The sequence below is a fragment of the Caulobacter sp. 10L414 genome (assembly GCF_056395525.1).
Genome location: NZ_JBFTJR010000043.1, coordinates 16,101 through 38,137, shown reverse-complemented (window position 1 = coordinate 38,137; position 22,037 = coordinate 16,101). Strand labels below are relative to the sequence as shown.

The following is a 22,037-nucleotide window of genomic DNA, read 5'->3' as shown; positions in this document are numbered from 1 at the left end:
CCTGCGGCGGCTGGCCCCTCCCTCTCTCTCGGAGAGAGGGATCAGGTGTCAGACCTCCACCGCTCCCGCGTCATACGCAAACAGCCCCAGGGTCTCTTCGTTCTTGATCTCGGTAATGCCGTAGAGGTGGGCTTCGTCGCCTTCCAGGCGGTCGGCGTTGAGGTTGGATTCGACCTGGATGAAGCCGCAGCGCTCCTTGCGGGCGGCCTCGTAGCGGGCCAGGGCTTCAGGAACGTCGGCGGCGGCCTCGAAGGCGCGGGCCAGGACGAGGGCGTCCTCGATGGCGGCGGCGGCGCCTTGGCCCAGGAACGGGGTCATGGCGTGGGCGGCGTCGCCCAGCAGGGCCACGCAGCCGCCGCGCACCCAGGTCTTCAGCGGCTGGCGGGCGAAGACGGCCCACTTGTAGAGGGCCGACGGATCCACCGCGTTGAGCAGGGACTGCACGTCGCTGCTCCAGCCCTCGAAGGTCTTGCGCAGGTCGGCGAGGTCGGCGCGGATCGTCCAGCCTTCCTCGGCCCAGCCTTCCTGGCGGGCGAAGAAGACGAGGTTTAACAGGGTGGAGCCCCGCAGCGGATAGCGCACGGCCATGCGGCCCGGGCCGATGTGGATGCCGGGGAAGTGGGCCATGTCTTCCAGCAGCGCGCCCTCGACCGGCACGATGGCGCGCCAGACGACGTGGCCGGTGAAGTGCGGCTGGCCGGGATCGAAGCCCTTGCGCACGCCTGACTTGACGCCATCGGCGCCGATCACCGCGTCGCCCTTGATCTCAGTTCCATCGGCCAGGACGGCGATGGCGCCGTCTTCGGTCGGCTCGGCGGCGACGCACGCGGACGACAGGCGCACCGTGGCGCGGCCGCTGGCCTCGAGCGCCTCGACCAGGATGGCGTGCAGGTCGGCGCGGTGGATGTAGACGTAAGGGGCCCCGTAGAGGTCGCGCACCTTCTGGCCGCGCTCGAAGGCGACCAGATCGCGGCCGTCGGCCCAGTGCTGCACCCGCTGGCGCTGGGGCTCGACCCCGGCCGTGGTGATGGCTTCGGCAAGGCCCAGGTGGTGATAGACGCGCATGGCGTTGGGGGCGAGCGTGACGCCGGCGCCGATTTCGCCGAGCGCCGGGGCCTGCTCCAGAACCTCGACGGTGTGGCCGGCGCGGGCCAGGGCGATGGCGGCGGTCAGGCCGCCGATGCCGGCGCCGGCGACGATCAGGTGCTGGGGACGCATGGGTAGTCTCCGTACTCAGGCATAGGTCGCCGCGTCGGCCAGCAGGGCGTCGAGCCCGGCGACGGCGTTGAGGCGGGGAAGGTCGAAAATGTCGAGGCCGTCGGTGGTGCCGTCGGCGGCCAGCTTGGCCAGCCAGTCGGGCGCGTGGCGGGCCAGGCCGTGCAGCAGCAGCATCGGGTGCAGGGCGATGGCGAAGCCAAGCTCCTGCAGCTCGGCGCCCGTGCGCACGGCGGTGATCCCGCCCTCGACCAGGTTGTGGACCAGGGGAACGCGGGCGGCGAAGCGCTCGGCGACGGCCCTGGTCTCTTCGAGGGTGCGGGGACCTTCGACGAAGACGATGTCGGCGCCGGCCTCCAGATAAGCCTCGGCGCGATCCATGGCGGCTTGCGGACCCTCGACGCCCAGGGCGTCGGTGCGGGCCACCAGCAGGGTTTCCGAGCGGGCGTCGAGCGCGGCGCGGACCTTGCCGACCATCTCGGGCAGCGGGATCACGCCTTTGCCGCGCATGTGGCCGCAGCGCTTGGGAAAGGTCTGGTCTTCCAGCTGCACGGCGGCGGCGCCGGCGCGTTCGAGCACCTTGACCGTCCGCTGGGTGTTCAGCGCGTTGCCGAAGCCCGTGTCGATGTCGACGATCAGCGACAGGTCGACGCGGTCGCAGATTGCCCGCACCGCATCGGCCAGCTCGCCGACGCCGACCAGGCCGACGTCGGGACGGCCCAGCCGCGCCAGCGACAGGGCCGCGCCCGACAGGAACGCGGCCTCGAAGCCGGCCTGCTCGAGCAGCAGGGCCGAGAAGCCGTCGTAGCAGCCCGGGGCGGCCAGCAGCCGGCGGCGGCCGTCGGGGCCGGCCGCCAGCCGCTCGCGCAGGCGCGTGGCGGCGCTGGTCACTCGGCCGCCTTGGAGGCCGCGCCCGTCGGGATATGGCTCTCATGGTTGGCCAGATACCAGTCGGCGATCTCTTCGCGGGTGGCGAACCACACGCCCGGCAGGCTTTTGGCGTGCTGGATGAACTCGCGCAGCGCCCGGATCCGATAGGCCCGGCCCGAAACGTGCGGGTGGATGCCCACGTTCATGATCCGGCCCGAGGTCGCGCCCTCCTTGTAGAGGACGTTCAGCTCCTCGATCAGCACATCGCGGTACTCGTCGGTGGTGTGACCGCGACGGGTGAGCAGGGTGAAGTCGTTGATCTCGTTGGAATAGGGCGTCGAGACGATCGGGCCGTTGGGCGTGCGCAGCAGATAGGGCTGGTCGTCGTTGAGCAGGTCGCAATAGAAGGTGCAGCCGTGCTCGGCCAGGATATCGGCGGTCTGCAGCGTGCCGCGCAGGGACGAAGACAGYCAGCCCTTGGCCTTCTTGCCCACGAACTTCTCGTACTGCTCCAGCGAGCGCAGGACGATGTCGCGCTCCTTGGCCGGTTCATGGGCGAAGTCGGTCAGCAGTTCGCCCTGTTCCCAGTTGTGGGCCAGAAGCTCCCAGCCGCGCTCCAGGCAGGCGTCGGTCATGGCCTTGCGACGCTCGAAGGTCACCGCGTTGGTGGTGCAGCTGGCCTTGACGCCCTGCTCGTCGAACAGGTCGAACAGCCGCCAGATGCCCACCCGCTGGCCGTATTCGCGCCAAGTGTAGTTGGGGAAGTCGGGGGTGTCGCCGGCCAGCACGTCGGGCAGCACGGCCGGACCGCCGGCGTAGTACTTCTCCTTGGTCGGCTTGGTGAGGTCCCAGGTCTCCAGGTTGAAGGTCATGACCAGGGCCACGCGCGCGCCGTTCGGCCAGATCAGCGGCTTGCGGTGCGGAAGCGGAACGTAATCGTATTCCATACTGATAACCCCTAGTGCTCGAGCAGCAGCGAGCCGAAGCCGTCGATCTTGTCCTGGATCCCCATGCTCCGGAGAGCATGCCAGTAGGTGGCGGTGTTGATGGCCACGACCGGCTTTTCCAGCCAGAACTCGGCCATGGCCGCGACCTTGGCGAAGGCCAGGTTCGTGCCGCACTGGACGACGGCGTCGGCGCCTTCGGAGACCTCTTCGGCCGCGCGCTTGAGCGTTTGCGGCGTCTCGTGGGCGATCAGCATCGGCGAGGGCGACTTCAGGCCCTTCACCTGCGTGACCTCGTAGCCCAGGTCCTCGAAGAACTTGCGCACCTGGTTGTCGCCCACCGGCATGTAGGGGGTGATCACCCCGATCTTCTTGATGCCGCCGTGGGCCTTCAGCGCCGCGTCGACGGCGGTGGAGCCCATGACGACCGGCACGCCGTTGGTGCGCTCCAGCATGCGCTGGGTCAGGCGCTCGGCGCCGTCGGCGCCGTCCCAGAAGGTTTCAGCCGACATGCCCATGACCACGCAGGCCGGGTCCATGGTCATGGCGACGTCGACGCTGTCCATGGTCGCGTCGCGGATGTTCTGCAGCATCACCATGAACGACTCGTCGTCGGTGACCTTGGTGTCCGGAATGGCGATGCGCTGGAAGTGGTTGGTCACGCCGCGCGGGCGCATGTCGTCGTATTCCGGCTGCACGCTGGTGTTGGTCGACGGCGCGATCACCGCATACTTCAGGCGGTGTCCCAATGAATCCGGCATGACGCTTCCTCGACGTTTCGATGGTCGAGGAATGGCAAAGCCGAAGCGGCCGCGCCGCACCCCAGGAGCCGATATCCGCCCGGCGGATAGGAAAAGGCGCCGCCAGAGCGGGAAGGACGGGCGTCGCTAGGGTCGTCGTTGAACCACAACGGAAATTCCTTCGGGGGACGAGACCATGCCCGCCTTCATCATCGCCACCACCGTCATCACCGACCCGCCGCGCTTCATGGAATACGTGAAGGCCATCTCGGGCCTGGCCGAGCGCTTCGGCGGCGAAACCTATGTCCGCGGTCCGGTGACCGAGGTGCTGGAGGGCGAGGTGCCGGAAGGCGAGCGCGTGATCGTCACCCGCTATCCCGACGCCGCCGCCGCCAAGGCCTACCTGCACTCGGACGAGTACCAGGCCGCCAAGCTCCTGCGGAAGAACGCGGGCGACGTCGTGGTCCGCATGATTGTCGTCGACTGATCAAGACGCGTGAGCCGGGGCGCGAGGGGGAAACCGCGCCCGCAACGCCGATCCAAAACTAGCGAGGTTCCGTGGAACGATTCCAAGTCGTCGTCGCCGGCGCTGGGCCCGTGGGCTCGGTCGCGGCCTATCGGCTGGCCCAACTGGGTGTCGAGGTGCTGCTTCTGGAGGCCGCGCCCCGCTGCCCCGAGGACCTGCGCGCCTCGACCATGCATCCGCCGACGCTCGACATGATGAAGACGCTGGGCGTGCTGGACGAGCTGGAGGCTCAAGGCCTGCGCGCGCCGGTCTATCACTATCGCAACCGCGTGACGGGCGAGGTGATGGCCTTCGACATGGGCGAGCTGGGCGACATCTCAGAGCACCCGTATCGGCTGCAGTGCGAGCAGTTCAAGCTGGCGCGCCTTCTGACCGCCAAGCTGGCGCAGCATCCCAAGGGAGAGGTGCGGTTCTCGCACCGGCTGGCCCACTTCACCCAGGACGACCAGGGCGTCACCGCCTTCATCGAGGCGCCGTTCGGCATCGAGCAGGTGCGCTGCGACTACCTGATCGGGGCGGACGGGGCCAACTCGATCGTCCGCAAGTGGCTGGATGTCGAGTTCGAGGGCTTCACCTATCCGGAGAAGTTCCTGACCCTGTCGACCGACTGGCCGCTGGAGGACCATTTCCCGGGGCTGGCGCACGTCAACTACGTGGCCGATCCCAAGGAGTGGTGCGTGCTGCTGCGGGTGCCGTCGCTGTGGCGGATCCTGGTGCCGGCCAACGGCGACGAGAGCGACGAGGCCCTGCTGTCGGACGCCAAGAAGGAAGCCGTGTTCGGCGGCCTGCTGGGCGAGGGCGCGTCGATCAAGACCGCGCACCGCACGCTCTACAAGGTGCATCAGCGGGTGGCCAAGACCTACCATGTGGGCCGGGTGCTGCTGGCGGGCGACGCGGCCCACCTGAACAACCCGCTGGGCGGGTTCGGCATGAACTCGGGCATCCACGACGTGTGGAACCTGACGGAGAAGCTGGCCGAGATCCTGCAGGAGAACGGCGACGCGCAGGCGCTGCTGCCGCTCTATGATCGCCAGCGTCGGGCGGTGATGCACAAGTTCATCCAGACMCAGACCATCGCCAACAAGGCGGCGATGGAGGCGGGCACCGCCGAGGCCTATGCCGAGCGCGAGGCCAAGATGCGCCAGATCCTGGCCGACCCAGAGCAGCGCCGCGAGTACCTGCTGCTGCAGTCGATGTACAAGAGCCTTGAGCTCGAAGCGGCGACGGCGTGAGGCGGGCGCGATGATCCAGTTTCACACCGTTCCGACCGCCAACGGCCAGAAGGTGCGGATCGTGCTGGAGGAGACGGGGCTGGCCTATGCGCTGGCCCCGGTCGACCTCTATGCCGGCGAGCACAAGAAGCCTGCCTACAAGGCCGCGCTGAGCCCGTTCGGCAAGGCGCCGGCCATCGTCGATCCCGACGGGCCGGGCGGCGCGCCCATCGTGCTGTCGGAGACCCTGGCCATCGCCTGGTACCTGGCCGAGAAGGCCGCCAGCGACCTGCTGCCCAGGGGGCCGGGCGAGCGGGCCGAGTTCCTGATGTGGGCCTCGGCGGTGTCGTCGCAGCTGGCCGGCGCCTTCACCAACCAGTTCGTGGCCACMGTCATGGCCCCGGAGAAGACGCCGTGGGCGATCGAGCGCTCGCTGGCCGACTGCCACGAGCAGCTGGCGGCGTTCGAGGCCCGCCTGGCGGACCGCGTCTACATGCTGGGCGAGCGGTTCACGATCCTGGACGCCCTGTTTCTCCCGATGGTGGCCAGCTCGGCCAAGCGGCTGGCGGGCGGGCTCGACCCGTATCCGAACCTGGCGCGGTACGAGGCCTTCATCGGCGAACGGCCGGGCGTGAAGCGCGGGATGGCGGCCGGCTAGGGCCGGCCGGCGCACCCGCGCCAGAAGGCGGCGATCTGCCGGCGCTCGTCGGGGGCCTCGGCGCCCACGGGGTTGGCGTCGCCGTTCCACACCCATTGCAGCCGGCCGGTGCGGGCGAAGGCGGCGATCGCGGGCGCGGCGGGGTCGATCGGGGCTCTCAGGATGGCGATCTCGGCGCTGGGGTCGGGCTCGGCCTTGATCGGCAAGGCGGCGCCGCCGCTGCGCAGGGCCAGGGTCTTGGGCCAGGCGGCCGGGTCTTCGTCGACGAACACCAGCAGCTCCGCCTGGCCCTTGGGCGCGCAGGTGAAGCCCAGCCAGACGACGTCGCTCTCGGGCTCGCCGTAATACAGCTTGGCGTCGACGCCGTTCTCGGCCGGCGTATGGCTCCAGCTGTAGTCGTCCTGCGCGGGCAGGCTGGCGCAGGCGCCCAGTAGTAGCGTGGCGGCGGCGAGGGCGAACACGATGCGGGAAAGCTTGGCCATGCGCCCACTCTAGCCGAGCCGCCGGCCGTCGTCAGGCGTATCTGCCGCGCCTGCAACCTCCGCGCCGTTTTCCTTGCCAAAGCCTTGTGAGACAGTCGTTCGCAAGGTTAACGCGAGGCGGGCCTGGATGGAGCGCAGCTGGATCAAGGGGCGTGTGTTCGTGGTCGACGACGACCCGGTGCTCCTGGCCTTCCTGGAAGGTGCCTTGGCCAAGTCCGGCTATCTGGTCCAGGCCTTCGAATCCGCCCGCAGCGCGCTGCACGCCGCGTCGATCGACCGGCCGGCGATCTGGCTGATCGACATCCGCATGCCCGACATGGACGGTATGGAGCTGCTCAGGCTGCTGCGCGGCGGACAGGAGCATCGCGAGACCCCTGTGGTCATGCTGACCGGCGACGGACGCCTGGACCGCATCGCCAGCGCCATGGGCGCGGGGGCCACCACCTACCTCCTCAAGCCGTTCTCGCCGCAGCAGGTGGTCGAAAAGGTCTATGCGGCGCTGAACTTGCGGTAGCTCGACAATCCTTGTCATCCCGGCGCTTCGCTACGCTACGGCCGGGATGACAAGGAGCGTGAGCCTCTGCTTCACCAGGCCACCTCGGCGCCGGCCAGGTCGAGGAACTTGCCCGTATCGTCCAGGCTCAGCCCGGCGATGACCTTCTGCTGGCCTTCGACGCTTTCCTCGACCGAATAGGGCGCGTCGGGCCCGCCCAGGGCGGTGCGGGTCCAGCCCGGGGCCATGGCGATGACCGTGACGCCGTCGGCCTTCAGTTCCACCGCCAGGCCCTTGGCCAGCATGTTCAGCGCGGCCTTGGACGAGCGATAGGCGTGTGAGCCGCCGTAGATGTTGGTTCCAATCGAGGCCAGGCCGCTGGACATCATGACGATGGTCTTCTGGCCGCCGGCCTTGATGTTGTCGATCAGCGCCGCGGTGATGCGGAACGGCGAGACGACGTTGGTGGCCAGGATGTCGGCCCAGATGTCGTAGTCCATGCCGGCGAGCGTCTGGTGGGCCATGCCCTCGGGCAGCGGAATGGGTCCGTAGGTGCCGGCGTTGTTGATCAGCACGTCGATCGCCACGCCTTCGAGGCGCTGGGCGAAGGCGGCGACGGAGCCTGCGTCGTTCACCGACAGCGCCTCGACGCGCACCTTGCCCGGATGGGCGTCTGCGATGGCCGCGAGTTCGGCGGCCGAGGCCGGATCGCGGCAGGTCGCGATGACCTGCGCGCCCGAGGCGGCGTACTGGCGGACGTGTTCCAGACCGATGCCGCGATTGGCGCCGGTGATCAGGACCGTGGTCATGGCGTGCTCTCTCGTTCGTTGCTGGGGCGACTTGAACCGGTCGGAAAGGCGAGGGCGAGGCGGCGGCGATCTTCGCCGCTGTGCGGATAACGGCCCCGGCCGCCGGGAGCGCGCGCGGGGGCGGCGCTAGGACCGAGGCTCGAAGATTCCGCTGGAGCCGCGTTCGTGACGCTCATTCGCCAAGCCCCGATTGTGAAGGCTTACGCCGATACGCCCGCCGGCCAGGTGCACCTGCGCCGGGTGGACGGACCCGGCGATCCGATCGTCCTTCTGCACCGCACGCCGGTCAGTTCGGCCTGTTTCGACGGCGTGCTGGCGCGGCTGGCGGGCCGCCGCGCGGCGATCGCGCTGGACACGCCGGGCTTTGGCCAGTCGTTCAAGCCGCAAGGCATGCCTTCCACGGTGGACTACGGCGCCTGGCTGCTGGCGGCGCTGGACGCCCTGGGCGTCGATCGCTTCCACCTGGCCGGCCATMATACCGGCACCCACGTCGGCGCCGAGATCGCCGTGGCTGCGCCCGACCGCGTGCGTTCGCTGCTGCTGAACGGCGTGCTGTTCGCCAGCGCCGAAGAGCGCGAGATGTTCCGCGCCCAGGTCGGCCAATCCGCGCCGATCGACGCGCACGGCGCCTATCTGATCGAGTCCTGGGGCGTGATGAAGGGGCTGCTGCCCCGCTTCGACGCCCAGCTGGTGCAGACCGAATTCCTGGGCGCCATCGGTGCGCCGGACGGCCGCAACCAGGCCTTCGGCGCGATCTTCGACCAGGACTTCGCCAGCGTCTTCTCGGGCGTGACCTGTCCGGTGACGGTGCTGCAGGCTGTGGACGACCCGCTGGCCGGCTTCGTCGGCCGCATCCGCAAGGCCCGCCCGGGGGTGGTGGTGACCACCCAGGGCAAGACCGGCGTGGCCGCGCCGGAACTGGAACCCGAGATCTTCGCCGAGACCCTGCTGGCCTTCGCGGCCGGCGTCGAAACCACGCCTCCGAACAGCCCCCTTCAGTGGACCCCGCCCATGACCAATCGCCGTTTCTCCCTCGTCCGCGCCGGCCAGGGCTTCGAGTTGGCCGAGTCCATCGTGCCGATCCCCACGCCGGGTCCGGGCGAGGTGCTGGTGCGCGTGCGCGCCGTGGCGCTGAACCGCCGCGACGTGATGATCCGCAAGGGCTGGTATCCGGTGGGCGAGGCCGACGGCTTCACGCCGCTGTCGGACGCCGCCGGCGAGGTGGTCGCCGTGGGCGAGGGCGTCGAGGGGCTGGCCTTCGGCGACCGCGTGGCCTCGACCTTCTTCCAGAACTGGGCCGGCGGCCGCGTCAGCTTCCCGGCGGTGATCTCGTCGCTGGGCGCGGGCGGACCGGGCGTGCTGGCCGAGCACGTGGTGCTTTCGGCCGGCGGCGTGGTGAAGCTGCCCGACGGTCTCGACTTCGTGCAGGGCGCGACCCTGACCTGCTCGGGCGTCACGGCCTGGGCCTCGCTGGTCACGCACGGCGGCATCCAGGCCGGCGACTGGGTGGTGACCCTGGGCACCGGCGGCGTCTCGCTGTGGGGGCTGCAGATCGCCAAGGCCTTCGGGGCCAAGGTGGCCGTGGTCGGCGGCGACGACGCCAAGCTTGCGCGCGCCGCTGAGCTGGGCGCGGACCTGACCGTCAACTATCACACGACGCCCGACTGGGAGGCCGTCGTGAAGGAGGCCTCGGCCGGCGGCGTGCAGCACGCCCTGGAGCTCGGCGGCGCCGGCACGCTGGCCAGGTCGCAGGCGAGCCTGGGCGTCGGAGGGCATGTGGCCGTGATCGGCGCCCTGGATGGCTTCGGCGGAACGCTGGACGCCTCGGCCATGGTGATGATGGCCCAGCGCGCCACGGCGATCTCGGTCGGCTCGCGCGCCGATCACCAGGCGCTGTCGGACTTCGTAACCGCCAAGGGGATCGTCCCGCAGGTCGACGCGGTGTTCGGCCTCGACGCCATCGAAGGCGCCTATACGCGCGCCGATCAGGGCGCGTTCGGCAAGGTCGTGGTGAAGCTTTGATCGATACGCCCCTCTCTCTATGAGAGAGGGAGGGGCCCACGCCGCAAGGCGTGGGAGGGTGAGAGGTTTCAATCTCACAGGAAAAGGCGCGGTCGTTCGGCCGCGCCTTTTTGTTTTCTGATCCGGTTGTTCTGACCGCTGCTGCCGGCGGAGAGGTGAGGGGAGACCCGCAAGCGGCGTACCCTCTCACCCTCCCACCGCTGCGCGGCGGGCCCCTCCCTCTCTCCATGAGAGAGGGGTTTCTTACGCTTCCACCACCTCGACCAGCGCTCCGCCCGGGGCGCGCAGCACGCCGGCGCGTTTGCCGCCGTAGACGGCGCCGTTGCGCACGGTCGGCGCGACGATCCAGTCGCCCTGGATGCTGTCGAAGTCGGGGTGCTTGAGCGTGCAGATGGCGATCCCCGGCGGCAGGGCGCCGGGATGGCCCGGGCGCACGGTGGCCGCCTCGGGATACTGATCGAACTCCAGGAAGACGTCCTTCTCGAAGGTGGCCGTCGCCAGGGCGTGGCGGCTGTCCTTGGGCAGTTCGAAGGCGTCGTTGATCATGTTGTAGACGATGGTCATCGGCGCGCCGACGTCCAGGCCCAGGGTCTGGCCGAACCAGGCGCCGCTGGCCTCCATGTCGTCGCTCGCCAGAACCAGGATGAACAGCTTGTCGATCAGGCTGCCGGGGTGGGGCAGGCCGTTGCCGGGCGAGACGATCTCGGTGAGGTAGACGATCTCGCCGTCGGGGCCTTTCACCTGCATCGGGTGGATGGTGGGCAGGCCGTCGATCCGCTTGGGCGGGCCGATGATCTCGAACGGCGCGTCCTGCATGCGGGCGTTCACGGCCATGACGTCCTGGCAGCAGATCTCGATCGCCGCCCAGCCGTAGGTGCGCAGGGGGCGATATTCCGGAACCGGGTCGCCCTCGACGAAGCGCAGGAAGACGTCGGCGCCGCTGGCCGGCTGCAGCACGGCGTAGGGGCGGCCGGCGCTGGCCGGGGCGCCCCAGCTGGCGGCGAGGTCGGCGGGAACCTCGCCCTGCTCGACGACCGCGTAGTCCAGCCACTGGGCGTAGCGCTGCGCGGCCTGGGCGACGTTCGGCGTCACCAGGGTGGCGGCCCTGAGAAGGTTCATCGGTATGTCCTTGAAATCGTGCGGGCTTCAGTCGCGCAGTTCGACGGCGACGTCGTCGGAGGCGACGTCGCCCGTGGCGGTGGCCGCCTCGGCCTCCTGCTGGACGATGCGCAGCACGCGGGAGAGGTATTCCTGCAGCCACAGGCCGCGCTCGGCGGCGGCTTCGGCGGAGGGTTCGAAGCGTTCGATCTCTGCGCGGTCCAGGCCGCCGCGGGCCTCGATCACCCGTTCCAGCGTGTCGAGCCGGGCGCGGGTGACGGCCAGTTCCTGGACCACGGCCATGGTGATGGCCAGCACGCGCTCGACCTCGCGGTCGGCGAAGAAATAGGGGCGCTTGCCGGCGGGCTTGGCGCCGGCGTCGGCCAGGGCGTCTGCGATGCTCATTGAGTTTTCCGGGCTCCGATCACGCGCCAGGCGGCTTTTCGCCCGTAGTCTTCGCTGTCGTCGTCGGCAGCGTCGGGGAAGACCTCGCGATCGACCACGGCGGTGACGCCGTCATGGATCAGCTCGTCGGCGGTAAAGCCGGCTTCGACCATGCGGGCGTCCAGGTCGATCTCGTGCAGCGTGCTCCAGAAGGGCTCGTTGTTATAGAAGGCGTCCCAGTCGCGCATGGCCTGCTCGAACAGCGGCATGGTCGGCGCGTACTGGGGCTGTTCGACGTGCAGCACCACGCCGCCCGGGGCCAGCAAGCGGCGGCTTTCGGCGAAGATGGCCTTCATCGAGGCCAGCGACAGCTCGTGCAGGAACATGGTGGTCTGCACCCAGTCGAAGCTGCCGGTCTCGAAGCGCGACAGGTCGGTGCCGTCGGCCTGGACGAAGCGGATGTTCGTAACCCCCAGCGAGGCGGCGCGGGCGGCGGCGTAGCGCAGCATCGGCCCGCCGACGTCGATGGCCACCACCTCGGCGTCGGGGAAGGCCTGGGCGATCGGCAGGGCGCTGTGGCCCACGGTGGCGCCGATGTCGAGTATGCGGCGCGGCTTGAAGTCGGGCAGGCGGCGCTGAACCCAGCGCACTACGGCCTGGCCGCCGCCGTCGGAGAAGCGGCCCAGCAGGCCGCCGGTGGTGGCGAAGCCGCCGTGGTCGTAGTTGGCGCCGCCCGAGACGTCGCCCTCGAAGCGCTCGACGTGATAGCTGCCGGGCATGCAGTGGTGGTCGACGGCCGAGACGTAGCGCGGGATCGGCAGGGCCGGATCCAGCTGCAGCCGGTCGTGGCCGGCGTTCAAGGCGGCGGCCTTGGCGGCCAGTTCCTCGGCCTGGCGCAGGGTGGTCCAGCGGCCGGCCTGCTGGCGCTGCTCCATGGTCAGGCGGCGCAGGGCCGACCAGGTCTGGAAGGCGGGATCCTTCAGCAGCGCCTTGCGGACCTCGTGGCGGTCCTCGGGCGGGCGGCCGTTGACCTTCTCGAAGGCCGGCAGGGCGCGGGTCTCCCAGGCCTGCTTCACGCCGGGGATGACGCGGGTCGAAAGGTGGCGGTTCAGCTGGGCCAGGACGTTCAGCCGCTCGACTTCGTCGTGCGACATGTCGGGGAACACCCCGTGGCGGCCGACCTTGCGATAGTCGGGCGGGCCGTCATAGGCCTGGATCGGCCCCTCGTTGACGCGACCGGTCATGGGCGCACTCCTACTGAATTGACGCGAGCTTGCGCCCGTCCGGCGGAGGGCGGGGACGGGACGACGCGAAAATCCGCCTGTCAGGAATCCCCTCTCAGGAATCCAAGGGTCAGGCGCCGGGAACGGCCGCGCGCTCGCCGGCGGCGGCTTCGATGCGCTGCTCCTCGACGGCGTGCTCGGCGGCGAAGCGGTAGCGGCCCAGCGGCAGCAGGACGAGACCGCCCAGCACTAGAAGGCCCGTGGCCATGATCAGCGAGAGCTGGTAGCCGCCGGTGGCGTCGAAATCGGCTCCGAAGGCGACGGGCCCCAGGCCAGAGCCCGCCGCGTAGGCGCAATAGAGGCAGCCGTAGAGCGTCGAATAGGACCGCGCCCCGAAATAGCGGGCGATCAGGAAGGCCAACAGGTCGAACTCCATGCCCGCGGCCATGCCGACCAGGGCGATGGCCAGCAGGGCGCCGGCGAAGCCCGGGTCCTGGCCGTGCAGGATCAGGCAGCCCAGCGCCGGCAGGCACAGCAGCACCAGCGCCACGCCCGGGGCCCAGAAGCGGTCGACCAGCCAGCCGCCGGCCACGCGCCCGACGATTACCGACAGGCCCACGACGGGGGCCAGACTGACGATCTCGGCTTTGGTGAAGCCCTTCAGCTTCAGCAGGTTCTCCAGATTGGGCAGCGGGCCGGCGATGGCGAAGGAGAACAGCAGAAAGCCGCCGGCGATCAGCCAGAACTTCGTATCGCGCAGCGCTTGGGGCAGCGTCAGGCCGGGCAGCGGCGCGGCTTCGGTGTGGACGCGTCGGGCGCCGGGGTCCTTGAAGGCCAGTAGCGCCACGGGCAGGGCGATGACCAGGGGAAGCGCGCCGGTGACGAGGTAGGCCGCGCGCCAGCCGTGGGCCTCGATCATCCACATCAGGAACGGCTTGATGAGGAAGCCGAAGACGCCGGTGCCCATCAGGGCGATCCCCAAAGCCAGGCCCTTGTTCTGCTCGAAGCCGTTGTTGATCGCTCGGGTCCAGGTGGTGGGCAGGGTGCCCGCGCCGACCGCGCCCATCAGCGCCCAGTTCAGGTAGAACAGCGGCAGCGAGCCGTTGGTCAGCGCAAAGCCCATGAAGGCGAAGGCGAACAGCACCAGCGAGGCGATGGCCACGGGGCGCACGCCGATCCTGTCGCCCACCCAGCCGATGATCGGGCCGACGATCATCACCGCGACGGTGGCGACCGGCAGGCCCAGCATGATCGAGGCGAAGCTCCAGCCAAACTCCTTGGCCAACTGCGGGGCCAGCATGCCGATGCTGTAGAAAGGCAGGGGCGACAGGCCCAGGCCCACGCCCAGCACCACGCTGAGCAGCAGCGGCCAGCCGCGGCGGAATTCGCCCGTCTGGTTTTCGGATAGTTTCGCCATCGCCGTTTGCCCCGCCGCGATCACATCGGTAGGCGAGGCAGCCTGGGGCGCTGAACGTCGCCCGCAACAGGAATATCCGGAGCAGTCGCCTTGCGATCAGACGTCAGGCCCGGCGCCGCCCTCTCGGGGGTCAAGGTGCTCGATCTTTCCCGCGTGCTGGCTGGTCCCTGGGCGACCCAGGCCCTGGCCGACATGGGCGCCGAGGTCGTCAAGGTCGAGCGGCCGGGCGTCGGCGACGACACCCGCGCCTGGGGCCCCCCGTTCTTCGAGACGACGGACGGCGGAAGGGGGGACGCCGCCTACTTCACCTGCGCCAACCGCAACAAGCGCTCGGTGACCATCGACATGGCCGATCCGCGCGGCGCCGACCTGATCCGCCAGATGGCCGCCGAGGCCGACGTGGTGGTCGAGAACTTCAAGGTCGGGGGTCTGGCCAAGTACGGCCTGGACTACGACAGCCTGGCGGCGATCAATCCGCGCCTCGTCTACTGCTCGATCACCGGCTTTGGCCAGACCGGCCCCTACGCGGCGCGAGCCGGCTACGACTACATGATCCAGGCCATGGGCGGGCTGATGTCGATCACCGGCCAGCCGGACAGGACCGACGGCGCCGAGCCGATGAAGGTGGGCGTCGCGGTCGTCGACCTGTTCACCGGCCTCTATGCGGCCAACGCCATCCTCTGCGGCCTGCTGCACGCCCGCGCGACCGGGGAGGGGCAGCACATGGACATCGCCCTGTTCGACGTGCAGGCCGCCGTGCTGGCCAACCAGGCCAGCAACTACTTCGCCACCGGCCAGGCGCCCGGGCGCCTGGGCAACGCCCACCCCAACCTTGCGCCCTACCAGGTGTTCGCCACGGCCGATGGAGCCATGGTCCTGGCGGTCGGCAACGACGGCCAGTTCCGGGCCTTCGCCAAGGCGGCCGATGCGCCGCAGCTGGCCGAGGATCCGCGTTTCGCAACCAACGCCCAGCGGGTGGCGGCGCGTGCGCAGCTGGCGGCGGCCATGGCCCCGGTTCTGGTCACGCGTACGACGCGCGATTGGATCGCCCTGCTGGAGGCCGCCGGCGTGCCCTGCGGGCCGATCAACGGCATCGACCAGGTGTTCGAGGAGCCGCAGGCAGTGCATCGCCAGTTGGTGGTGCAGCAGGCGCGCGAGGATCTGACGGCGCCCATCCGCACCGTCGCCTCGCCGATCCGGGCCTCGCGCACGCCGGTGGTCGTGGAGCGCCCGCCGCCGGCCTTGGGGGCGGACACGGCGGCGGTGCTGGCGGGGCTGGGCAAGAGCCAGGCGGAGGTCGCGGCGCTGAAGGCGGCGGGGGTGATCTAGGGGGCTGAGTCCGTCCTAAATCCGACCTTCCCCGCGAAGGCGGGGATCCAAGCCGAGTCGGCGACTGCTCCACGACGGCGCCTCACTCTGAAAGACAGCTTGGATCCCCGCCTTCGCGGGGAGGATCGGTGAAAAGGGTTGGGTAAGAGGGAAGACCCCCCTACCGCGCCGCCCGCGCGACGCCTTCGGGCATGGCGCCGGCGAAATCGATGACGCACATGGCGCCGTAAGAGCGGTGGCCGCCGCAGGCGACGCCGGCGCTGCTGTAGCCGGTCGACAGGATGTTGCGGCGATGGCCCCGGCCCGGCACGCGGCTGTCGACCACCAGCTGGCGCACCACGTCGCGAGGGTCTTCGTAGCCGTAGGAGATGTTCTCGGCCGACATGCCGGCGAAGACGCCGTACTTGCGCAGCCGCTGGCCCAGACCGCCGCTCGCGCCGTGGCCGACCGAGCCGCGGGAGGCTTGCGCGCTGGCGTGGTCGCGGGCGGCGGCGTCGATGCGGCCGTCGGCGGTCAGCGGCGGCAGGGGGCGCTGGCGCTGCAGCTCGGCGATCGCTTCATCGAGGGCGTCGGGGTCTTCGCCATACAGCGGCTCGGCGCGACGCAGTTCGTCGGCATAGGCCCGGGGATTGGCGCGGACGTAGTTGATCTCGTCGAGGACCGCCTGCTCCTGGCTCTGGGCGGCGGCCACTTGCGGCATGCAAAGTGAGAAGGGGGCGAGCAGCAACAGTCCGGCGAACGCCAGGCCTGGGCGACGGTAAGAACGCATACGAACCTACGATACGGAAAAGCCCCTCGGTGCGTGCTGTAGCACGCTTCATGGGGTTCGCATCTGTCCGTGGCGTCGCACCCCCGGGGTTCCTATCCGCGAGGCGAGAAAACCGGCGACGGCGCGCCGGGGCGCCTTTCCAGGCGGCATCAAGACGGCCTGACAACCGCCGGATTCCACGATGCTTCTCGCCCTGATCACGCTGCTGCACGTGCTGGTCTTCGTCTACTGGCTGGGCGGGGACCTGGGGGCCTTCTACACCTCGCGCTACGCCGCCGATCCCTCCCGCACGGTCAAGGAGCGGGGACTGGCCTTGAAGGTGCTGGCCGACATCGACATGGCTCCGCGCACCTGCCTGATCCTGGCCCTGCCCACGGGCCTGACCCTGGCCAAGCTGAAGGGCTGGTGGGACGTCCCGCCCGAGGGCGTGGCTGCGGTCTGGGCGCTGTGCCTGTTCTGRCTGACCATGGCCTGGGCCATCCACATTCATCACAGCCCGCCCAAGGCCGGGGTGCGCCGCATCGACATCGCCATCCGCTGGGGCGTGCTGGTGGCGCTGGCCGGCTTCGGCGCCGCCAGCCTGGTGGGCCTGACGATCGCGCCGCTGTTCCTGGCCCTGAAGATGCTGATCCTGGCGATCGCCATCGGCTGCGGCCTGTTCATCCGCAAGCTTCTGGCCCCGCTGGGCCCGCCGGTCGTCGCCATGATGACCACCGGCCCCACGCCCGAGGGCGACGCGACCATCGCCGCGGTGCTGGAGAAGACCCGGCCCGTGGTCGTCAGCCTCTGGATCCTGCTGATCCTTGCCGCGCTGCTCGGCCTCTGGACCCCCGCCTGAAGGAGCCCCGCCATGACCCTGCGCTTCGAAACCACCATGGTCCGCGAGGACAAGACCGCTCGCCAGCTCTATGAGGCGGTGAAGGCCAATCCGGCCCGCGCCCGCTTCGGCTTCGGGAGCAAGGCGGCGGTGGTCAATATCGACTTCCAGCAGGCCTATACGCGGCCCGACCTGTTTCCCAAGAGCGCCTACGTCACCGATCCCGACCAGATCGCCCACGTGAACCGCCTCTCGGCCCTGGCCCGGGCGCGGGGGATGCCGGTGATCTGGACGCGGGTGATGTACAAGCCCGACGGCGGCGACGCCGGCGTTTGGGGTACGCGCACCGACACCCCCGACAGCCTGCAGAACATCAAGCAGAACAGCGAACGCCACGCCTTCGACCCGCGCGTCGAGATCGACCAGGCCGTGGATCTGGTGTTCGACAAGCGCATGCCCAGCGCCTTCTTCGAGAGCCCGCTGCAGAGCTATCTGGTCTGGCACAAGGTCGACACGGTCATCCTCACCGGCGGCTCGACCAGCGGCTGCGTGCGCGCCAGCGCGGTCGAAAGCCTCTCGCGCGGCTATCGCACCATCGTTCCCGAACAGTGCGTGGCCGACAAGCATGAGAGCTACCACTACGCCAACCTGACCGACCTGCAGCTGAAGTACGCCGATGTCGTGGACGTGGAAGAGGCGGCGGCGTGGTTGCGGGGGTGAGGGGGTGGTCGGAGAGACGGGCTCGCCCCTCCGACCGCGTACTCAGACGTTCACGACGACCTTGCCGATCTGCTCGTTGGATTCGAGGTAGCGATGAGCGTCCTGGATCTGGTCCAGGGGGAAGGTGCGAGCGATCACCGGCTTCAGCGCGCCGGTCGCCAGCCCTTCGAGAATGAAGGCCTTGGCGCGGGCCAGCTTGTCATCGCTGGAGACGATCTCGTTGTAGAGATAGCCCCGCAGGGTCAGTGACTTGCCCAGTACCGTAAACAGCGGGAAGGGCGTCGGAGCGGGGCTGAGGGCGCCGTACAGCAGCAGCACGCCGCCGGGCGCCATGCTGGCGGTCAGCGGCTCGAACGACGGCCCGCCGACCGGATCGAAGACCACGCGTGCGCCGCGGCCGCCGGTGATCTCGGCGACGCGGGCGACGAGATCTTCTTCTTCAGTGGCGACGACATGGTGAGCGCCGGCCGCGAGCAGGGCGTCGCGTTTGGCGACGGTGCGGGTGGTGGCGATCACGGTGGCGCCGACCATGCGGGCGATCTGGAAGGCCGCGAGGCCGACGCTGCTGGAGGCGGCGGTGACGATCACGTGGTCGCCCGAGGTCAGGGCGGCCTGCTCGATCAGCGCGCCCCAGGCGGTGACGTACTGCATCCAGCTGGCCGCGGCCTCCTCGAACGAGATCGTCTCCGGATGGCGCACGAGATAGCGGGCCGGCGCGTTGGCGACCTCGCCATAGGTTCCCCAGCGGGCGATGTCGTGCGGCGGGATCAGGCTGACCGCATCACCGAGCGCGAAGTCGGTCACGTCGGCTCCGACTTGGGTGACGACGCCCGAGGCCTCGTAGCCCAGACGGCTGGGGAACTGCGCTTCCTGCAGGTAGGCGTGATTGCGGAACATCACCTCGGCGCGGTTCAGGCCGATGCTGCGGACGGCGAACTGCACTTCGTCGGCGGCCGGCGGCGGCTGAGGCAGGTCTTCGATCCGCAGAACGCCGGCGTCGCCGTAGTCGTGGATGCGAACGATGCGGGCCATGTTGGGCTCCTGTTTCGATGAGCCCGGAAGAAGGCCGGGCGGACGATGCAGCAGCTAAGGCGGCGACAGGCGGCCCGGAAGCGCGCCTGGGCCTATCTCACTGTTATTGAAATTGATAACAATGGATTGATTGTTCGTCCGGGTGGTGGCGGTTGGACGGGGAGAAGCGTTGGATTTCGCCCAGAAGCTCAGGATCTTCGTCGCGGTGGCCGAGGCAGGCAGCTTCGCCCGGGCGGCCACGGCCCTGGGCATGTCGCGCCCCGGCGTGACGAACGCCGTCGCCGGTCTGGAGACCGAACTGGGCGTGCGCCTGCTGCAGCGGACGACGCGGCGGACCAGGCTGACCGGCGAGGGCGAGGCCTTCATCGATCGCGCTGTGACGCTGCTGGCCGACGTGGCCGAAGCCAAGACGATGTTCGCACCACCGGATGGCGCTCTGCGGGGGCGGTTGCGGGTCGACATCCCGACAGCGCTGGCCAGGCCGCTGATCATCCCGCGTCTGGGCGAGTTCACGGCGCGCCATCCCGAGGTGGAACTGGTGCTCGGTGTGGGCGACCTCGACATGGATCTGGTGTCAGAGGGCGTCGATTGCGTGGTCAGGCTGGGCGAGTTCCCGGCCAGCAGTCTGGTCGGCCGGTCGATCGGCAGGTTGCGGATGGTGACCTGCGCATCGCCTGACTATCTCGAACGCCAGGGCGCGCCGACGTCGCTGGACGACCTGGCCACGCATCGGGCGGTGAATTTCCATTCCGGCCGAACCCGCAGAGCGATCCCTTTCGAATTCGAGACCGATGACGGGCGTCGAAGTTTCACCATGCGCTCGACCGTGACGGTGAACAGCGGCGACGCCTATGTCGAATGCGGATTGCTGGGCCTGGGGATCATCCAGCCGCCCTGGGTGGGGGTCTGCGGCTTCCTGGCGGCCGGGCGCCTGGTGGAGGTGTTGTCGAACCTGCCGCCGCCGCTCAAGCCGGTCTCGGTTCTCTATCCCCACCGCCGGCACGTGCCGCCCCAGGTGCGCGCCTTCATCGATTGGGTCGAGACCTTGGTTCGCTCCATCGGAGCCTAGTTTCGGTCGCCACGCCCAAACAAAAAGGCCGCCGGCTCAGGGAGCTGGCGGCCTTCAGTCATCTGGAATTCCGGGGAGGAAATCCGCCTAGAGAAGCTTAGTCGACGACCTGGTAGCGGCCCGAGGCGTCGGGGCAGACGCGGACGAAGCGCTTCTGGGTGCGGCCGTCGGGCAGGTAGATCGGGCTTTCGGCCMGGGTGCAGCCGTTGGCGTCGGCGCGGCCTTCGGTCACGCGGTAGGAGCGTTCCGACTCATAGGTGTAGCCGGCGCCGCCGCGGCGATCGTAGTAGGCGTCGTCATAGCCGCCATTGTCGTAGCCGCGGTCATAGTCGTTGTAGGCGCGGGGCGGGGGRGGCGGCGGCGGGGGAACCGCGCCGGGCGCGCAGGCGGCCGAGCTGCGGCCGATATTGCCGCCGACGACCGCGCCGAGCAGGCCGCCCAGCACAGCGCCTTCGGTCTTGGCGCCGCGACCCGCGACGCTGCTGCCGATGGCCGCGCCGATGCCGGCGCCGGCCAGGCCGCCGCCGGTGGTGCGGTTGGTCGTGCTGCGGCGGCAGGGGTCGTAGTAGTAGCCGTTACGGTCGTAGGCTCCGCCCTGATAGGCGCCCGAGCCGTAGGCCTGGGCCGAGGCGACGGTCGGAGCCGCGGCGCCGACAAGGGCCGCGCCGGCGACGAGGGCGCTGATGGCGGTCCGGATCATCATCGAGAAACTCTCCCTGAAAGCGGGCGTGACGATCGGGGGACCGTCCGTTGTCCGCACCATGCCAAGCCGTACCTGAACGGTCGTTGACCGGACCGTTCATCTTCGTTCACGCACCAGTTCGTTCACGCATGAGGGCGGCGAATGAGGTATGGACGCGCTCGAACTGGCTTCTTCGGCGTCGAACTTGGCGCGGAAGAGGCGAAATTGGGGCCACGCCTGCGGCGAGGCTTGAACGGATCGGAACCGGTGAAGGTTCCCGAAGGCGACTATCGAATGCGTGAACTGAAAATCGACGCCGTCGGCGGCCAGGGCGACGGCGTCGCCGCCGGTCCGGCCTTCGTGCCCCTGACCCTGCCGGGCGAGCGGATCACCGCCCGCATGGAGGGCCCGCGCGGCGAACTGGTCGAGATTCTCGAGGCCAGCCCCGAGCGCGTCGATCCGGCCTGCAAGCACTTCGGCCACTGCGGCGGCTGCGCCCTGCAGCACTGGGACATCGCGCCCTATCTGGATTGGAAGCGCGAGCAGGTGCGCCTTCAGCTGAAGCGCGAGCGCATCGAGGTCGAGATCCTGCCGACCTTCGCCTCGCCGCCGGCTTCGCGTCGCCGGGTGGCGCTGCACGCGCGCGGCGGCAAGGGCGGCGTGCGCCTGGGCTTCAAGGAGCGCCGCTCGTGGAACTTGGTGAAGATCGAGGAATGTCCGGTCGCCCACCCCAGGATCGTCGCGGCCCTGCCGGGCCTGGCGCGCCTGGCCCAGCCGTTCCTGGAGCACCCGAAGTCGGCCCCGACCCTGCACGTGACCCTGACCGGCACGGGCCTGGACATCGACGTCACCGGCGTTGAGCGCAAGAGCGGCGGGCTGTCGGCCGACGCCCGCGTGCAGGCGGCCATGACCGCCGGCGAGTTCGACTTCGCCCGCGTCACCCTGGCCGGCGAGACGCTGTACATGGCCCGCCAGCCGCTGGTGAAGCTGGGCCCGGCGATCGTGCCGCTGCCGGCCGGCTCGTTCCTGCAGGCCGTGCCCGCCGCCGAGCAGGCCATGGCCGACTTCACCCTGGCGCACGTGGCGGGGGCGGCCCGGGTGGCCGACCTCTTCAGCGGCGTCGGCACCTTCACCTTCCGCCTGGCGCAGGAGGCCTCGGTCTACGCCGCCGACTTCGCCGAGCCGGCCATCGCGGCCCTGAAGGCGGCTGTCGGCTCGGCGCCTGGTCTGAAGGCGATCGTCGCCGAGGCGCGCGACCTGACCCGTCGGCCGGTGCTGTCGACCGAGCTCGACAAGATGGACGCCGTGGTCTTCGACCCGCCGCGCGCGGGCGCGCTGGAGCAGACGGTCGAGATCGCCAAGTCCAAGGTCTCGCGGGTGGTCGGCGTGTCGTGCAATCCGACGACCTTCGCCCGCGACGCCGGCCTGCTGATCGACGCCGGCTTCAAGCTGGAGAAGGTGCTGCCGGTGGACCAGTTCCTCTGGTCGCCGCATATTGAGCTGGTCGGGGTCTTTTCGCGATGAGGC

The 22,037-nt window shown here is 69.7% G+C and carries 23 protein-coding genes; 10 read left to right on the top strand and 13 right to left on the bottom strand.

Annotated features, from left to right (window positions below; translation table 11 throughout):
- Nucleotides 1-48 precede the first annotated feature (48 nt).
- The 4 genes from AC1DCG_RS17185 to AC1DCG_RS17170 are packed head-to-tail and all read right to left on the bottom strand — an operon-like array spanning nucleotide 49 to nucleotide 3,790.
- Nucleotides 49-1,218 carry an FAD-dependent monooxygenase gene (locus AC1DCG_RS17185; RefSeq protein WP_477036798.1) on the bottom strand — a complete coding sequence of 390 codons (1,170 nt, stop codon included), beginning with the start codon at nucleotides 1,216-1,218 and terminating at the stop codon, nucleotides 49-51.
- Nucleotides 1,219-1,233: 15 nt separating this feature from the next.
- Entirely contained in the window at nucleotides 1,234-2,106 is an 873-nt protein-coding gene (locus AC1DCG_RS17180; protein ID WP_477029192.1) for an isocitrate lyase/PEP mutase family protein, read from the bottom strand.
- A complete protein-coding gene (locus AC1DCG_RS17175) occupies nucleotides 2,103-3,032 on the bottom strand; it encodes a polysaccharide deacetylase family protein (RefSeq protein ID WP_477041580.1) in 930 nt (309 codons plus the stop codon). The genes AC1DCG_RS17180 and AC1DCG_RS17175 overlap by 4 nt, the downstream gene beginning before the upstream one ends.
- Nucleotides 3,033-3,043: 11 nt before the next feature.
- Nucleotides 3,044-3,790 carry a maleate cis-trans isomerase family protein gene (locus tag AC1DCG_RS17170; RefSeq protein WP_165256100.1) on the bottom strand — a complete coding sequence of 249 codons (747 nt, stop codon included), beginning with the start codon at nucleotides 3,788-3,790 and terminating at the stop codon, nucleotides 3,044-3,046.
- Between the two features lie 175 nt (nucleotides 3,791-3,965).
- Between AC1DCG_RS17170 and AC1DCG_RS17165 the strand changes: the two genes are divergently transcribed.
- From AC1DCG_RS17165 to AC1DCG_RS17155, 3 genes are all read left to right on the top strand, one after another.
- On the top strand, nucleotides 3,966-4,256 hold the full coding sequence (locus AC1DCG_RS17165) for a DUF1330 domain-containing protein (protein ID WP_058350252.1): 291 nt from the start codon (nucleotides 3,966-3,968) through the stop codon (nucleotides 4,254-4,256).
- 71 nt (nucleotides 4,257-4,327) lie between these two features.
- Nucleotides 4,328-5,527: an FAD-dependent monooxygenase gene (locus AC1DCG_RS17160; protein WP_165256098.1), complete on the top strand. Its 1,200-nt coding sequence runs from the start codon at nucleotides 4,328-4,330 to the stop codon at nucleotides 5,525-5,527.
- 10 nt (nucleotides 5,528-5,537) lie between these two features.
- Nucleotides 5,538-6,164: a glutathione S-transferase family protein gene (locus tag AC1DCG_RS17155; protein WP_477029190.1), complete on the top strand. Its 627-nt coding sequence runs from the start codon at nucleotides 5,538-5,540 to the stop codon at nucleotides 6,162-6,164.
- On the opposite strand, the gene AC1DCG_RS17150 is transcribed toward AC1DCG_RS17155, so the two are convergent.
- Complete coding sequence (locus AC1DCG_RS17150) at nucleotides 6,161-6,646, bottom strand: hypothetical protein (RefSeq protein ID WP_477029189.1); 486 nt, start codon at nucleotides 6,644-6,646, stop codon at nucleotides 6,161-6,163. The two genes, AC1DCG_RS17155 and AC1DCG_RS17150, sit on opposite strands and share 4 nt — an antisense overlap.
- A 127-nt stretch (nucleotides 6,647-6,773) precedes the next feature.
- Here AC1DCG_RS17150 and AC1DCG_RS17145 point away from each other — a divergent pair, with 127 nt between their 5' ends.
- On the top strand, nucleotides 6,774-7,160 hold the full coding sequence (locus tag AC1DCG_RS17145; protein ID WP_477029188.1) for a response regulator: 387 nt from the start codon (nucleotides 6,774-6,776) through the stop codon (nucleotides 7,158-7,160).
- 71 nt (nucleotides 7,161-7,231) lie between these two features.
- Here the strand turns inward: AC1DCG_RS17145 and AC1DCG_RS17140 are convergent, their stop codons facing one another.
- Nucleotides 7,232-7,948, bottom strand: coding sequence for an SDR family oxidoreductase (locus AC1DCG_RS17140; protein ID WP_477029187.1), 717 nt, complete (start codon nucleotides 7,946-7,948; stop codon nucleotides 7,232-7,234).
- Between the two features lie 165 nt (nucleotides 7,949-8,113).
- Here AC1DCG_RS17140 and AC1DCG_RS17135 point away from each other — a divergent pair, with 165 nt between their 5' ends.
- Nucleotides 8,114-9,970: an alpha/beta fold hydrolase gene (locus AC1DCG_RS17135; protein ID WP_477041579.1), complete on the top strand. Its 1,857-nt coding sequence runs from the start codon at nucleotides 8,114-8,116 to the stop codon at nucleotides 9,968-9,970.
- A 243-nt stretch (nucleotides 9,971-10,213) separates the two neighbouring features.
- Here AC1DCG_RS17135 and AC1DCG_RS17130 read toward each other — a convergent pair whose 3' ends face one another.
- From AC1DCG_RS17130 to AC1DCG_RS17115, 4 genes are all read right to left on the bottom strand, one after another.
- Nucleotides 10,214-11,089, bottom strand: a complete 876-nt coding sequence (locus AC1DCG_RS17130; protein WP_477029185.1) for a VOC family protein — start codon at nucleotides 11,087-11,089, stop codon at nucleotides 10,214-10,216.
- 27 nt (nucleotides 11,090-11,116) lie between these two features.
- Nucleotides 11,117-11,473, bottom strand: a complete 357-nt coding sequence (locus tag AC1DCG_RS17125; protein ID WP_477029184.1) for a hypothetical protein — start codon at nucleotides 11,471-11,473, stop codon at nucleotides 11,117-11,119.
- Complete coding sequence (locus AC1DCG_RS17120) at nucleotides 11,470-12,696, bottom strand: class I SAM-dependent methyltransferase (protein ID WP_477036795.1); 1,227 nt, start codon at nucleotides 12,694-12,696, stop codon at nucleotides 11,470-11,472. Before AC1DCG_RS17120 ends, AC1DCG_RS17125 begins: the two co-directional genes overlap by 4 nt.
- Before the next feature lie 109 nt (nucleotides 12,697-12,805).
- Nucleotides 12,806-14,092, bottom strand: a complete 1,287-nt coding sequence (locus AC1DCG_RS17115; RefSeq protein WP_477036794.1) for an MFS transporter — start codon at nucleotides 14,090-14,092, stop codon at nucleotides 12,806-12,808.
- 90 nt (nucleotides 14,093-14,182) lie between these two features.
- On the opposite strand from AC1DCG_RS17115, the gene AC1DCG_RS17110 reads away from it, so the two are divergent.
- The gene (locus AC1DCG_RS17110) at nucleotides 14,183-15,421 is read left to right on the top strand and encodes a CaiB/BaiF CoA transferase family protein (RefSeq protein WP_477029181.1); all 1,239 of its coding nucleotides are present in this window, start codon (nucleotides 14,183-14,185) and stop codon (nucleotides 15,419-15,421) included.
- 160 nt (nucleotides 15,422-15,581) lie between these two features.
- On the opposite strand, the gene AC1DCG_RS17105 is transcribed toward AC1DCG_RS17110, so the two are convergent.
- A complete protein-coding gene (locus tag AC1DCG_RS17105) occupies nucleotides 15,582-16,190 on the bottom strand; it encodes a CAP domain-containing protein (RefSeq protein ID WP_477029180.1) in 609 nt (202 codons plus the stop codon).
- Nucleotides 16,191-16,371: 181 nt separating this feature from the next.
- Between AC1DCG_RS17105 and AC1DCG_RS17100 the strand changes: the two genes are divergently transcribed.
- Complete coding sequence (locus AC1DCG_RS17100; RefSeq protein WP_477041578.1) at nucleotides 16,372-17,028, top strand: hypothetical protein; 657 nt, start codon at nucleotides 16,372-16,374, stop codon at nucleotides 17,026-17,028.
- A gap of 12 nt (nucleotides 17,029-17,040) precedes the next feature.
- Nucleotides 17,041-17,727 (top strand): isochorismatase family protein, encoded by a 687-nt coding sequence (locus tag AC1DCG_RS17095; protein WP_477036791.1) that lies wholly within the window; start codon nucleotides 17,041-17,043, stop codon nucleotides 17,725-17,727.
- 42 nt (nucleotides 17,728-17,769) lie between these two features.
- Here the strand turns inward: AC1DCG_RS17095 and AC1DCG_RS17090 are convergent, their stop codons facing one another.
- Entirely contained in the window at nucleotides 17,770-18,759 is a 990-nt protein-coding gene (locus tag AC1DCG_RS17090) for a zinc-dependent alcohol dehydrogenase family protein (protein WP_477029177.1), read from the bottom strand.
- Between the two features lie 169 nt (nucleotides 18,760-18,928).
- Between AC1DCG_RS17090 and AC1DCG_RS17085 the strand changes: the two genes are divergently transcribed.
- Nucleotides 18,929-19,828, top strand: coding sequence for a LysR family transcriptional regulator (locus tag AC1DCG_RS17085; protein ID WP_477036790.1), 900 nt, complete (start codon nucleotides 18,929-18,931; stop codon nucleotides 19,826-19,828).
- 97 nt (nucleotides 19,829-19,925) lie between these two features.
- Here AC1DCG_RS17085 and AC1DCG_RS17080 read toward each other — a convergent pair whose 3' ends face one another.
- Entirely contained in the window at nucleotides 19,926-20,531 is a 606-nt protein-coding gene (locus AC1DCG_RS17080; protein WP_477041577.1) for a hypothetical protein, read from the bottom strand.
- Between the two features lie 273 nt (nucleotides 20,532-20,804).
- Between AC1DCG_RS17080 and AC1DCG_RS17075 the strand changes: the two genes are divergently transcribed.
- Nucleotides 20,805-22,034: a class I SAM-dependent RNA methyltransferase gene (locus tag AC1DCG_RS17075; protein ID WP_477029175.1), complete on the top strand. Its 1,230-nt coding sequence runs from the start codon at nucleotides 20,805-20,807 to the stop codon at nucleotides 22,032-22,034.
- Nucleotides 22,035-22,037 lie beyond the last annotated feature (3 nt).

Excerpts from the sequence above, each read along its gene's own strand:
- AC1DCG_RS17185 (WP_477036798.1), bottom strand. The coding sequence starts at position 1,218 with ATGCGTCCCCAGCACCTGATCGTCGCCGGCGCCGGCATCGGCGGCCTG.
- AC1DCG_RS17170 (WP_165256100.1), bottom strand. The coding sequence starts at position 3,790 with ATGCCGGATTCATTGGGACACCGCCTGAAGTATGCGGTGATCGCGCCG.
- AC1DCG_RS17165 (WP_058350252.1), top strand. The coding sequence starts at position 3,966 with ATGCCCGCCTTCATCATCGCCACCACCGTCATCACCGACCCGCCGCGC.
- AC1DCG_RS17150 (WP_477029189.1), bottom strand. The coding sequence starts at position 6,646 with ATGGCCAAGCTTTCCCGCATCGTGTTCGCCCTCGCCGCCGCCACGCTA.
- AC1DCG_RS17145 (WP_477029188.1), top strand. The coding sequence starts at position 6,774 with ATGGAGCGCAGCTGGATCAAGGGGCGTGTGTTCGTGGTCGACGACGAC.
- AC1DCG_RS17140 (WP_477029187.1), bottom strand. The coding sequence starts at position 7,948 with ATGACCACGGTCCTGATCACCGGCGCCAATCGCGGCATCGGTCTGGAA.
- AC1DCG_RS17130 (WP_477029185.1), bottom strand. The coding sequence starts at position 11,089 with ATGAACCTTCTCAGGGCCGCCACCCTGGTGACGCCGAACGTCGCCCAG.
- AC1DCG_RS17125 (WP_477029184.1), bottom strand. The coding sequence starts at position 11,473 with ATGAGCATCGCAGACGCCCTGGCCGACGCCGGCGCCAAGCCCGCCGGC.
- AC1DCG_RS17120 (WP_477036795.1), bottom strand. The coding sequence starts at position 12,696 with ATGACCGGTCGCGTCAACGAGGGGCCGATCCAGGCCTATGACGGCCCG.
- AC1DCG_RS17115 (WP_477036794.1), bottom strand. The coding sequence starts at position 14,092 with ATGGCGAAACTATCCGAAAACCAGACGGGCGAATTCCGCCGCGGCTGG.
- AC1DCG_RS17105 (WP_477029180.1), bottom strand. The coding sequence starts at position 16,190 with ATGCGTTCTTACCGTCGCCCAGGCCTGGCGTTCGCCGGACTGTTGCTG.
- AC1DCG_RS17095 (WP_477036791.1), top strand. The coding sequence starts at position 17,041 with ATGACCCTGCGCTTCGAAACCACCATGGTCCGCGAGGACAAGACCGCT.
- AC1DCG_RS17090 (WP_477029177.1), bottom strand. The coding sequence starts at position 18,759 with ATGGCCCGCATCGTTCGCATCCACGACTACGGCGACGCCGGCGTTCTG.
- AC1DCG_RS17075 (WP_477029175.1), top strand. The coding sequence starts at position 20,805 with ATGCGTGAACTGAAAATCGACGCCGTCGGCGGCCAGGGCGACGGCGTC.